The organism is Pseudomonas sp. Marseille-Q1929 (assembly GCF_017316265.1).
GTDB lineage: Bacteria > Pseudomonadota > Gammaproteobacteria > Pseudomonadales > Pseudomonadaceae > Aquipseudomonas.
In genome coordinates, this window is sequence record NZ_JAFLWU010000056.1 from 1 (window position 1) to 11,445 (window position 11,445).

An 11,445-nucleotide genomic window follows, 5' to 3' on the forward strand; every position below is an offset into this window, starting at 1 on the left:
GTCAGTGGGGCGGGCGGGACAACCTCAATAGCCGCGCGATTGGCATCGAAATCGTCAACCTGGCACGGGATGACGGCGGCGTGTTCACCTTTCCTGCGTACGCTGAGGAACAGGTCGATGTATTGATCGCGCTGATGCGCGACATTCTTGGCCGTTATCCGCAGATCGGTCCGAGCGACATCCTCGGGCACTCGGACGTGGCGTATTGGCGCAAAAGTGACCCCGGCCCGCGCCTGCCGTGGCAGCGTTTGCATGAAGCGGGGATCGGTGCCTGGTTCGACGAGTCGACGCGGGCGATGTACCAGCGCCGGTTTTGCCTCGGCTTGCCGTCGGAAGTCGAGGTGGAGCGGGCGTTTCAGCGTTACGGGTACAAACCTGCGCAGAACCGGCGGGCGTTTGAACAGCGCACGCGGGCGTTCCAGATGCACTTTCGGGCGTGGGATTATGGCGGGTTTCTGGATGCGCAGACGTGCGCGATTCTGTATGCCTTGAACGAAAAGTACCGCAGCCTGTAAGGCCTGACCGCTCTTCTGTGGGAGCTGGCTTGCCTGCGATGCGGACAACTCGGTGTATCAGGTGAATCCGGTTGATGCTATCGCAGGCAAGCCAGCTCCCACAGAAGAACGACCATAGGCCTAAATCCTCCCTTCGCTGGTGCGTTTCCAGAACAGGAATCAGATGAGGGATCGAGTAATGTCCGTCGCTATCAGCCATATCGAAGACACCCCGCTTCACGAAACGCTCTACCAGTTCGACGAAACCCCGCTGCTGGCCCGCCAGCGCCAGCAGGAATCCAACGCCCGCAGCTACCCGCGGCGCATCCCCCTGGCGCTCAAGCGGGCCAAGGGTATCTACGTGGAAGACGTGGAAGGCCGCAGTTTTATCGACTGCCTGGCCGGCGCCGGCACCCTGGCGCTGGGGCATAACCACCCGGTGGTCATCGCGGCTATCCAGCAGGTGTTGAGCGATGAGCTGCCGTTGCACACCCTGGACCTGACCACGCCGGTCAAGGACCAGTTTGTGCAGGACCTGTTCGGCCTGCTGCCGGCAGAACTGGCGCGGGAAGCGAAAATCCAGTTCTGCGGGCCCACCGGTACGGATGCGGTGGAAGCCGCATTGAAACTGGTGCGCACGGCCACCGGACGCAGCACGGTGTTGTCGTTCCAGGGCGGCTACCACGGCATGAGCCAGGGCGCGTTGAGCCTGATGGGCAGCCTGGGGCCGAAAAAGCCCTTGGGCGCGTTGCTCAGTAACAGCGTGCAATTTTTGCCATACCCTTACGACTACCGTTGCCCGTTCGGCCTGGGTGGCGCGGAGGGGGTGCGGGTGAATCTGCATTACCTGGAAAACCTGTTGAACGACCCGGAAGCCGGGGTGTTGCTACCAGCGGCGGTGATTGTCGAAGTGGTGCAGGGCGAGGGCGGTGTGATCCCGGCCGATCTTGACTGGCTGCGCGGCCTGCGCCGTATCACTGAGCAAGCCGGCGTGGCGTTGATCGTCGACGAGATCCAGAGCGGTTTCGGTCGCACTGGCAAGATGTTTGCCTTTGAGCACGCGGGCATCATCCCGGATGTGGTGGTGATGTCCAAGGCCATCGGCGGCAGCCTGCCGCTGGCGGTGGTGGTGTACCGCGACTGGCTCGACACCTGGCTGCCGGGCGCGCATGCCGGGACGTTCCGTGGCAATCAGATGGCCATGGCGGCGGGTTCGGCGGTGATGCGCTACCTCAAGGAACACGACCTGGCCGGCCATGCCGCCGCCATGGGCGAGCGCCTGGGTGAACACCTGCGCATCCTGCAACGCGACTTCCCGCAATTGGGCGATATTCGTGGGCGCGGTCTGATGCTGGGGGTGGAGCTGGTCGACCCGCAGGGCGCCGTCGATGTTCAGGGCCACCCACCGGTACATCGCCAACTGGCGCCGCTGGTGCAGCGCGAATGCCTCAAACGCGGCCTGATCCTGGAACTGGGCGGGCGTCATGGCAGTGTGGTGCGCTTCCTGCCACCCCTGGTGATCACCGCTGCCGAAGTGGACCAAGTGGCCGAGATCTTCGGCCGCGCCTTGGCCGCAGCGGTCGCCAGCCTCTAATTTTTCTGCGGCTCTGTACGTTTCTACAGATATCAGCGCTGCGCGTGGTGCGCAGCCAGCCTTTTAGCGATGGAGAACAGCAATGACCTCAGTATTTGACCGCGACGACATCCTGTTTCAGGTAGTGGTCAACCATGAAGAGCAGTATTCCATCTGGCCCGACTACAAGGCCGTGCCGGAAGGCTGGCGCACCGTGGGCAAGAGCGGCCTGAAGAAAGAGTGCCTGGCCTATATCGAAGAGACTTGGACCGACATGCGCCCGCTGAGCCTGCGCCAGAAAATGGATGGTGCTGCGATCGCTTAAACACCACCAATCCCATGTGGGAGCAGGCAAGCCAGCTCCCACATTAAGATTGCGTTGCCTGTTAGGTATTTTTCTCTTTCTCCAGCCCGCCCGACGCCCCCGTCACCACCTGCACACTCAAACGCGGCGTAGCCAGATCCAACCCCGCCTCATCCAGATGCCGCTTCAGTGACAAGTTGAACGCCCGCGATACTTCCCACTGCTTGATCGGCGCCGTCTTGAACCGTGCGCGCAGGATCGCGCTGCCCGACTCGAAACTCTCCACCCCCTGAATCTCCAGTGGCGACCAGATATTGCGGCGTTGCAGCGGGTCGTTGCGCATCTTCTGGCCGACATCGCGCATCAGCTTGATGGCGTCGTCGATTTCCATGTTGTACGGAATCGCCACCCGGAAGATCGCGTAGCCGAACTCCCGCGAGTAGTTCTTGATGCTCTTGATTTCGCTGAACGGGATGGTATGCACGATGCCGTCGATATCGCGCAGGCGCACGGTACGGATGGTCAGGCCCTCGACGGTGCCGAGGTGGCCACCGACGTCCACGTAGTCATCGATGGCCAGGGAGTCTTCGATGATGATGAACAGGCCGGTGATCAAGTCCGCCACCAGCGACTGTGCGCCAAAGCCGATGGCCAAACCGATCACACCGGCACCGGCGAGCAGCGGCGTGACGTTCATGCCCATGTTCGCCAGGGCGACGATGGCGGCGATGATAAAGATGGTCACGAACAGCACGTTGCGTATCAACGGCATCATGGTCTGCGCACGCGCATTCGCCAGGCCTTTGCGCGAGCGGGTGAGGGCGTGGTGGATCGCGGTGTCGCTGAGGATCCAGATCAGCCACGCAAACAGCAATGTGCCGGCCAGGCCGAACAGCTTGACGCTGACTTCATGGCCGTCGCCTTCGGTAAAGCGAATCAACGACAGGCCCCACACCCGTAGGCCCAGTTCGATAAACACCAGCCACACCACCAAGTGGGCCAGGGTGTAGACAAAGCTTTTCAATCGCTCGGAGTACAGCGCATGGCGCTTGTGCCCGCGCTGAGGCTTGAGCGCGTGACGGCGCACCAGGCCGTTGATCACCATGCACAACACCAGCAACACCGTGCACAACAGCGATTGGCGCAACGCGGTGCTGGTGTCGCCGGCGGAGACAAAGGTAGCGAACAGCGAGATACCCACCAGCAGCAAGGCCGGGATGTACCAGAAGGAACCGATGATCTCGATGGTGTCACTCAGGGCGCGGCGGGTGAGGCGGCGTGACAGCGGCTGGTTGCGGATCAGGTGGGCAATCGGTCGGCGGAAACGCAGGATGAATACGCCGGTGGACAACGCAGCCATCACATTGGCAACGGTGGCCGCCGTGTGGGACAGGTGCTGGCCCAGGGCCTGGACTAGCCGTGGGTCGCTCAAGGCTTCACCGAAGGCGGCAAAGCTGCCGATCCACCACAGCGGGCGGAAGGCCTGGTGGCGCAGGATATACAGGGCGCGATGGCGGTGCGGGCCGTCGAGCACCGAAAAGGCAATCACGCAGATCGCCGAGAAACAGGTGCCGACCACCAGCGCGTAGGCCAGCACCATCGCCAGGGATTTGCCCAGGGACGACGGCAGCACGTAGCTCAGGTACACCGTGATCACCAGCGCGATCAGCCATGGCCCCAGTTTGCGCAGGGCGAAGCGCACCATGTCCCAGGTGCGCGGGTGTTGCGGCAGCTCTTCGGGCAGGCCGAAACGTTCGCGCACGCGGTGGCTGAGCCAGATCAGCGCGTAGGCCAGCAGGCTCCACACCGCCAGGATCAAGGCAAAGCCGAAAATGATCGGCAGCCATTCGTTGGCCGGCAGCAGCAGGGCGCTGAATTCATCCTTGGCTTGATCGAATTCATCGGACCAGCGCCCGAGCGGGCTGTCGGCCCCGGAAAACTGCGCTTCCAGATTGGCCAGCGTACCGCCGATCAACCCCAGCACGCCTTCTTCGGCGGCGGGTTGGGCTTTTTGCGTGGCGGCGCGCAGTTTTTTCAGATTGCTCAGCAGTTGGGTGCGCTGCTGGTCGTTCTCCAGGGTCTTGATGACTTCGTCCAGGGACTGCCCCAGCGGCACTTCGGCCTGGGGTTGGCTCTTGTTGCCGCTGCCAAGTAGACCGGGCAGGCCCACGGCTTGGGCAGGCGCAAGCGGCAGCAAGGTGAGCAGGGCGATCAGCAGGTAGCAGGGCAGGGCAAGCAGGCGGGAGAACACTAGGCGGTCAACCTTGAACACGACGGGTTGACCGAGTGTACGAGGGCAGGGGTCATTCGGCCAGTTTGGCGAGGATTTTGTACACCACGGTGCCGAGGATCAGCAGCATGCCGATCCACATGCCGAACACGCCGAGGGGTTTGTCGCGAAAGTTGAAGCCCACGGCCAGCATGATCATGCCGATAAGAATCGGGATAAGCATGGCGTGGAAGGAGGACATGGAGATCATGGTGCGACGGCCTTGTCGGAGTGGGAATAGTGACAAGTCTAGGTCGGATTGCGGGAAATGGCGTTGATGTGTGTCAGATAGCGTTGGGGTGTTCGGGAGATCGCTATCGCAGGCAAGCCAGCTCCCACATTTGAATGTGTTCACACATCAATATGTGGGAGCTGGCTTGCCTGCGATGGCCGCCCCTCGGTCTTAGGGCAGGTCGCGACTGGCGTAAAAAGCCCCCAACACCTTCACCAGATGCGCCAGGTCATGGCTGCCGCACAGCTCGCGAATCGAGTGCATGGCAAACGTCGGCAAGCCGATATCCACGGTGCGCACGCCCAGGTGGCTGGCGGTGATCGGGCCGATGGTCGAGCCGCAGCCCATGTCGCTGCGCACCACAAAGCTCTGCACCGGCACTTCTTCGGCCATGCACAGGTGGCGGAAGAACCCGGCGGTTTCGCTGTTGGTGGCGTAGCGCTGGTTGCTGTTGACCTTGATCACAGGCCCGGCGTTGAGCTTGGGGCCGTGGTTGGCGTCGTGCTTCTCGGCGTAGTTCGGGTGCACGCCGTGGGCGTTGTCCGCCGAGACCAGCAGGGATTTCTGAATGGTGCGTACGAATTCATCGCCTTCCGGCAGCAGGCGGCGCAGGGTCTGTTCCAGCATCGGGCCGTCGGCGCCGCAGGCCGAGCAGGAGCCGACTTCTTCGTGGTCGTTGCACACCAGCACGCAGGTTTCATCGGTTTCGCTGGTGAGCAAGGCTTGCAGGCCGGCGTAGCAGGACAACAGGTTGTCGAGGCGGGCGCCGGCGATGAAGTCGCCATTGAGGCCGATCACGGCTGCGCTTTGCGTATCGTAGAAGCTCAGCTCGTAGTCGAGCACCACGTCGGCGTTCAGGCCGTGTTCGCGGGCGAGTTGCTCGGTGAGCACGGCGCGGAAGTCCACGCGCTCGTCGCCGGCAAATTGCGCGAGGATCGGCGGCAGCTCGGTCTGGGCATTGATCGCCCAACCCTGGTTGGCTTCACGGTTCAGGTGGATGGCCAGGTTGGGGATGATGGCGATGGGCAGCTTGAAGTCGATCAGTTGGCTTTCGACCTTGCCGTCGCGGCGGAAGGTCACGCGGCCGGCCAGGGACAGGTCGCGGTCAAACCATGGTGCCAGCAGTGCGCCGCCGTAGACTTCGACGCCCAGCTGCCAGAAACCCTGGCGTTGCAGCTCGGGTTGGGGCTTGACCCGCAGGCACGGGCTGTCGGTGTGGGCGCCGACCAGGCGGATACCGCCCTGCAACGGCGAGTGGCGGCCGAGCTTGAAGGCGATGATCGAGGAGTCGTTGCGGGTCACGTAATAGCGCCCGTTGGCCTCGGTGGCCCAGGTTTCGCGCTCGTCGAGCCGTTGGTAACCGGCGGCTTCCAGGCGCTGGGCCAGGGCAGCAGTGGCATGAAAAGGAGTAGGGGAGGCCTTGAGGAAGTCGATCAGGCCTTGATTCAACGCTTCGCGCATAAATAGCTCCAGACAGCAATGCGCGGAGTTTACCGTATTGGCTCGGGATTTGGCGCGAAGCTGCTTTCTTGAGCACAACACAGAACCATTGTGGGAGCAGGCAAGCCAGCTCCCACATTGAATGCATTTGCAGCTTTAGAAGGGTGCAGGGCACTCGAAGCGCAAACGCTCGCCGCTTTGCGGGTGGGTGAAGCTGAGCATGCTTGCGTGCAGGCACAGGCGTGGCCAGGCGGCCAGGGCTTGTTCGTGGGCGTACAGGCCGTCGCCCAGGAGTGGGTGGCCGATGGAAAGCATATGCACGCGCAACTGGTGCGAACGCCCGGTAATCGGCGTCAGCTCCACACGGCACCAGTCGCCACAGCGTTCCAGCACTTTCCAGAAGGTCAGCGCGTGTTTGCCGAACTCGTGGTCCACCACATGGCGCGGCTTGGTGGGCGGGTCGTAGCGCAGGGGCAGGTCGATGCTGCCGCTGTCCAGTTCCGGTTGGCCCCAGGCCAGGGCTGTGTAGGTTTTTTCGGTTTCACGGTCGTGAAACTGGCGGGACAGTTCGCGGTGCGTGTCGGCATCGCGGGCCAGCAGGATGATCCCCGAGGTTTCCCAGTCCAGGCGATGGACGATGCGGGCTTCGGGGTAGCCGTTTTCCTGCAGGCGGGTGATCAGGCAGTCCTTGTTGTCATCGGCGCGGCCAGGCACCGAGAGCAGCAGGGTCGGCTTGTTCACCACCAGGACGGCATCGTCCTGATGAATGATATGGATATTGGACAACGGCATTAAACAGCCTCGTAACAAACGCCAACGGCGGCTCGCTCACCTGGGTCCCCAAAAGGGATCAAGGTGCGCGAGCCGCCGTGGCGACCGCCTGTTCGCTTAACGATCAGGCAGGGTGATATTGAGTTCCAGAATCGAGCAGCTGCCGTCGTTTTCCAGGGCGACATGCACGTCATCGTTGCCGATATTGACGTACTTGCGGATCACCTCGACCAGTTCCTTCTGCAAGGCTGGCAGGTAGTCCGGCGTACTGCGTTGGCCGCGTTCGTGCGCCACGATGATCTGTAGACGCTCTTTCGCTACCGACGCGGTACTTGGCTTTTTGTTGGCGCGAAAGAAGTCGAGAAATTTCATTGTTTAGTTGCCTCCAAAGATACGCTCGAAGAATCCCTTCTTCTTTACATCGAGGAAGCGATGTTCCACGGTCTTGCCGAGCAAGCGATCAACCGCATCGCTGTACGCCTGGCCGGCGTCGCTCTGGTCATCAAGAATCACCGGCACGCCCTGGTTGGATGCCTTCAGTACGGCCTGGGATTCCGGGATCACGCCCAGCAGGGTCACTGCAAGGATGTCCTTCACGTCTTCAACACCGAGCATTTCGCCATTGCTGACGCGCTCAGGGTTGTAACGGGTCAGCAGCAGGTGTTCCTTGATCGGGTCTTCACCTTTTTCGGCGCGCTGGGACTTGCTGGCCAGCAGGCCGAGCATGCGGTCCGAGTCACGTACCGAGGACACTTCCGGGTTGGTCACGACGATGGCTTCATCGGCGAAGTACATCGCCAGGTGAGCACCGGTCTCGATGCCGGCCGGGGAGTCGCAGACCACGTATTCGAAGGTTTCCTTCAGTTCAGCGAGGACTTTGCCTACGCCTTCCTTGGTCAACGCATCCTTGTCGCGGGTCTGGCTGGCAGCCAGTACGTACAGGTTCTCAAGGCGCTTGTCCTTGATCAGGGCCTGTTGCAGGTTGGCTTCGCCGTTGACCACGTTGACGAAGTCGTACACCACGCGGCGTTCGCAGCCCATGATCAGGTCGAGGTTACGCAAACCGACGTCGAAGTCGACGATGACTGTCTTGTGGCCGCGCAGAGCGAGGCCGGTACCGATAGCGGCGCTGGTGGTGGTCTTACCCACACCACCCTTGCCGGATGTAACCACGAGAATCTTGGCCAAGGTGTTTCACCCCTAAGGAAAAAGGACTTTTCAGTCCCTGAAAAACATCTCTTGATACTCGCCGCAGGCGGACAGCCTTTGTAGGGAAAAGACGGGTTTGCGCAGGAAAAACGCCAACCTTCAGATGTTCCTACACAAGTAATGCCAGTTTCGCTGTGCTATCAGAGTCTAGAGATGCTTGGAAAATGCGGCAGTATCCGTTAAAGACGGATGATGTTCAACACATCGCCCGACAGGCTGACCTGCACCCCCGCCCCCCAGAGCGGATCACGGCGCAAATCTTCGGAAACCTTGTACCGGCCTGCGATGGACACTAGCTCAGCGGTCAATTGCTGGCAAAAAATCCGCGCCTTGGTATCACCCTTGATGCCGGCCAGGGCACGGCCACGCATCGGGCCGTATACATGGATGTTGCCATCGGCGAGAAGTTCCGCCCCGGGACTGACCGAGGAGATCACCACCAGGTCGCTGCCCTCGGCGTAAATTTGCTGCCCGCCGCGTACGGGCGAGGTGATGATCTTTGTAGGCTTGATCGTCGGAGCCGGCGGTTTTTCCGGTTTTTTCTTCTCTTCAGCGACCAATGGTTCGATTGGACGCTCCCGCGCGCCGGACGGCGGCAGTACTGGCAGTTCAATGGCGATGGCCGCAGCAATGTCTTCGATACGGCTGGCACGAATCGCCAGGGTGCGCAGGCCATGGGAGCGGCACACGCGCATCAGGCCGGGCAGGTCGATAAGGCCCTGGCCAGCCGGGAGTTTGTCCAGGGCCAGTACCAGCGGGGCATTGTTGAAAAAGTTCGGCGCCAGGGCGACCTTGGCGGCGAGCTGGCGGTCCAGAGCGTCGAGGTCGTTGCGGGCCAGTTCCAGCACGGTGATGGCGAGCATGCTGCCTTTCAGCTGGAACACGGGATCTTGGTCTAGCGGTTCGGTTTGGCTCATGGTCGGCATAAAGCGGCTTGTCACGAAAAGTGTCGAGACTTATAACGAGAACATCCACTGGCCGCAAGCCGAGTCGAACCGTTGTAGAATGCGCGGCCCTGTCTTTACCGGAATCTGTAATGGATCGCCCGCGTTTTCGAGCTGTATTTTTTCACCCGCGTTTCTGGCTGTTATGGCTGGGGCTCGGCCTGCTGTGGCTGGTCACCCAGTTGCCCTACCGTGCGCTGTTGACCATTGGTCGCCTGCTGGGTGCGGGGATGTACCGTGTGGCCGGCGAACGCCGCCGCATCGCCGCGCGAAACCTGGAACTGTGCTTCCCGGAAAAATCCGCGAAAGAGCGTAAACATTTGCTTAAAGAAAACTTTGCCTCCACCGGCATTGCCTTCTTTGAGATGGCCATGAGCTGGTGGTGGTCGCGCCAGCGCCTGGCACGCCTGGCCCACGTCGAGGGGTTGGAACACCTCAAGCAGGCCCAACTGGATGGCAAGGGCGTGATCCTCATGGCCCTGCACTTCACCACCCTGGAAATCGGCGCGGCGTTGCTGGGGCAAAAGCACACCATCGATGGCATGTACCGCGAGCACGGCAACCCGTTGTTCGACTTTATCCAGCGCCGTGGCCGTGAGCGCCACAACCTCGACTCCCTGGCCATCGAGCGCGAAGACGTGCGCGGCATGCTCAAGCTGCTGCGCGCCGGCCGTGCGATCTGGTATGCGCCGGACCAGGACTACGGCGCCAAGCAAAGCATCTTCGTACCGCTGTTCGGCATCCAGGCCGCTACCGTGCCGGCCACCAGCAAATTCGCCAAGTTGGGCAAGGCGCTGGTGGTGCCGTTTACCCAGGAGCGTCTGGCGGACGGCAGTGGTTACCGGCTGGTGATCCATCCGCCGCTGACCGACTTCCCGGGCGAAAGCGATGAAGCCGACTGCCTGCGCATCAACCAGTGGGTTGAAGCCTCGGTACGCCAGTGCCCCGAGCAGTACCTGTGGACCCACCGCCGCTTCAAGAGCCGGCCACCGGGCGAGCCCAAGCTGTACGAAAAACGCCGAAAATAAGACTGACCTTTCCCCACATGGAGTGACGCGATGCGCCCAGCTGAACCGGTTACAGGCTTGATTCTTTCCGGCGGTGGGGCGCGAGCGGCGTATCAAGTGGGGGTGTTGGCAGCGATTGCCGAGTTGTTGCCGCCGGGGGCACCCAACCCGTTTCCGGTGATTGTCGGCACCTCGGCCGGTGCGATCAATGCCGTCAGCCTGGCCAGCGGTGCCACGGATTTCACCGCGGCGATCCAACGCCTGACGGCTTTCTGGCAGGGCTTTCGCAGCCATCTGGTGCTGCGCAGTGATTGGCCGGGGGTGATTCGCCAGGCGAGTCGTTTCTTTATTCACAGTTTGCTGGGGCTGGGCTCGCAGGTGCCGGTGGCGCTGCTCAACAGCACGCCGTTGAAGGCGTTGCTCAAGGACAAGTTGCATCTGGACGGCATCGACGAGGCTATCCGCAACAAACACCTGCATGCGGTCGCGGTGACGGCGTTTGGTTATGAGTCCGGGCAAGCGGTGACCTTCTATCAGGGCGGCGGCACCATCGACGCCTGGTTGCGCCATCGGCGTATCGGCGTGCCCACGCAATTGTCGGTGGAACATCTGCTGGCCAGTTCGGCGATCCCGTTGCTGTTCGCCCCGGTCAAACTCGACCACGAATACTTCGGCGATGGTGCCGTGCGGCAGTCCGCGCCCATCAGCCCGGCCCTGCACTTGGGCGCCAGTCGGGTGTTGGTGGTGGGCGTCAGCGGCAACCCACGTGGCAATGAGCCGGCCGTGCAGCGTACGTTCACTGGCCAGGAGCCGACCCTGGCGCAGATTGGCGGGCATATGCTCAACAGCACGTTCATTGACAGCCTGGAAAGTGATATCGAGTTGCTGGAACGCCTCAACCAGTTCAGCCATTTCCAGCCGGCCGACAGCGCGGCCCGTGGCCTGGCGCCGGTGGAAGTGCTGGTGATTGCACCGAGCCAGCCCATCGACGAGATCGCGGCACGGCATCGCCAGGAATTGCCGGCGGCGTTGCGTCTGTTCTTGCGGGGGCCGGGGGCCGTCTCTCATGCACATCTGGCGCTTCCTCCGGAGCGGACAGGGCCGCACCTACTGCACTCCCTCTCTTGAATAAACGACCAGTCAATCACTCCGCTTTCGCAATCGCCGCATCAAGTACAGTACGACCAACATGACAACACGAA

General features: G+C 61.9%; 12 protein-coding genes. 5 read left to right on the forward strand and 7 right to left on the reverse strand.

The window, feature by feature from the left end; translation table 11 throughout:
- From J1G37_RS28720 to J1G37_RS28730, 3 genes are all read left to right on the forward strand, one after another.
- Positions 1-515, forward strand: a 515-nt coding sequence (locus tag J1G37_RS28720) for an N-acetylmuramoyl-L-alanine amidase (RefSeq protein WP_207047163.1), incomplete at its 5' end; no start/stop codon positions are given.
- Between the two features lie 178 nt (positions 516-693).
- Positions 694-2,088, forward strand: a complete 1,395-nt coding sequence (locus tag J1G37_RS28725) for an aspartate aminotransferase family protein (protein WP_207047165.1) — start codon at positions 694-696, stop codon at positions 2,086-2,088.
- 82 nt (positions 2,089-2,170) lie between these two features.
- Positions 2,171-2,392 carry an MbtH family protein gene (locus J1G37_RS28730; protein WP_207047167.1) on the forward strand — a complete coding sequence of 74 codons (222 nt, stop codon included), beginning with the start codon at positions 2,171-2,173 and terminating at the stop codon, positions 2,390-2,392.
- Positions 2,393-2,453: 61 nt separating this feature from the next.
- Here the strand turns inward: J1G37_RS28730 and J1G37_RS28735 are convergent, their stop codons facing one another.
- From J1G37_RS28735 to minC, 7 genes are all read right to left on the reverse strand, one after another.
- The gene (locus J1G37_RS28735; protein WP_207047173.1) at positions 2,454-4,622 is read right to left on the reverse strand and encodes a mechanosensitive ion channel domain-containing protein; all 2,169 of its coding nucleotides are present in this window, start codon (positions 4,620-4,622) and stop codon (positions 2,454-2,456) included.
- Positions 4,623-4,674: 52 nt separating this feature from the next.
- A complete protein-coding gene (locus J1G37_RS28740; protein ID WP_010208820.1) occupies positions 4,675-4,851 on the reverse strand; it encodes a hypothetical protein in 177 nt (58 codons plus the stop codon).
- A gap of 192 nt (positions 4,852-5,043) precedes the next feature.
- The gene (locus J1G37_RS28745) at positions 5,044-6,333 is read right to left on the reverse strand and encodes a M18 family aminopeptidase (RefSeq protein ID WP_017737533.1); all 1,290 of its coding nucleotides are present in this window, start codon (positions 6,331-6,333) and stop codon (positions 5,044-5,046) included.
- A 135-nt stretch (positions 6,334-6,468) separates the two neighbouring features.
- On the reverse strand, positions 6,469-7,104 hold the full coding sequence (locus J1G37_RS28750) for an RluA family pseudouridine synthase (RefSeq protein WP_207047169.1): 636 nt from the start codon (positions 7,102-7,104) through the stop codon (positions 6,469-6,471).
- 96 nt (positions 7,105-7,200) lie between these two features.
- A complete protein-coding gene (gene minE / locus J1G37_RS28755) occupies positions 7,201-7,455 on the reverse strand; it encodes a cell division topological specificity factor MinE (RefSeq protein WP_003175252.1) in 255 nt (84 codons plus the stop codon).
- 3 nt (positions 7,456-7,458) lie between these two features.
- Positions 7,459-8,271: a septum site-determining protein MinD gene (minD, locus tag J1G37_RS28760; RefSeq protein WP_017737535.1), complete on the reverse strand. Its 813-nt coding sequence runs from the start codon at positions 8,269-8,271 to the stop codon at positions 7,459-7,461.
- 200 nt (positions 8,272-8,471) lie between these two features.
- Positions 8,472-9,209 (reverse strand): septum site-determining protein MinC, encoded by a 738-nt coding sequence (gene minC / locus J1G37_RS28765; RefSeq protein WP_026136878.1) that lies wholly within the window; start codon positions 9,207-9,209, stop codon positions 8,472-8,474.
- A gap of 119 nt (positions 9,210-9,328) precedes the next feature.
- Between minC and J1G37_RS28770 the strand changes: the two genes are divergently transcribed.
- Together J1G37_RS28770 and J1G37_RS28775 are read left to right on the forward strand one after the other, a co-directional pair.
- Positions 9,329-10,264: a lipid A biosynthesis lauroyl acyltransferase gene (locus J1G37_RS28770; RefSeq protein ID WP_207047171.1), complete on the forward strand. Its 936-nt coding sequence runs from the start codon at positions 9,329-9,331 to the stop codon at positions 10,262-10,264.
- Between the two features lie 30 nt (positions 10,265-10,294).
- Positions 10,295-11,371, forward strand: a complete 1,077-nt coding sequence (locus tag J1G37_RS28775; protein ID WP_242551788.1) for a patatin-like phospholipase family protein — start codon at positions 10,295-10,297, stop codon at positions 11,369-11,371.
- The last annotated feature ends 74 nt before the right edge of the window (positions 11,372-11,445 follow it).

Excerpts from the sequence above, each read along its gene's own strand:
- J1G37_RS28750 (WP_207047169.1), bottom strand. The coding sequence starts at position 7,104 with ATGCCGTTGTCCAATATCCATATCATTCATCAGGACGATGCCGTCCTG.
- minC (WP_026136878.1), bottom strand. The coding sequence starts at position 9,209 with ATGAGCCAAACCGAACCGCTAGACCAAGATCCCGTGTTCCAGCTGAAA.
- J1G37_RS28745 (WP_017737533.1), bottom strand. The coding sequence starts at position 6,333 with ATGCGCGAAGCGTTGAATCAAGGCCTGATCGACTTCCTCAAGGCCTCC.
- J1G37_RS28770 (WP_207047171.1), top strand. The coding sequence starts at position 9,329 with ATGGATCGCCCGCGTTTTCGAGCTGTATTTTTTCACCCGCGTTTCTGG.
- minE (WP_003175252.1), bottom strand. The coding sequence starts at position 7,455 with ATGAAATTTCTCGACTTCTTTCGCGCCAACAAAAAGCCAAGTACCGCG.
- J1G37_RS28775 (WP_242551788.1), top strand. The coding sequence starts at position 10,295 with ATGCGCCCAGCTGAACCGGTTACAGGCTTGATTCTTTCCGGCGGTGGG.
- J1G37_RS28740 (WP_010208820.1), bottom strand. The coding sequence starts at position 4,851 with ATGATCTCCATGTCCTCCTTCCACGCCATGCTTATCCCGATTCTTATC.
- J1G37_RS28730 (WP_207047167.1), top strand. The coding sequence starts at position 2,171 with ATGACCTCAGTATTTGACCGCGACGACATCCTGTTTCAGGTAGTGGTC.
- J1G37_RS28725 (WP_207047165.1), top strand. The coding sequence starts at position 694 with ATGTCCGTCGCTATCAGCCATATCGAAGACACCCCGCTTCACGAAACG.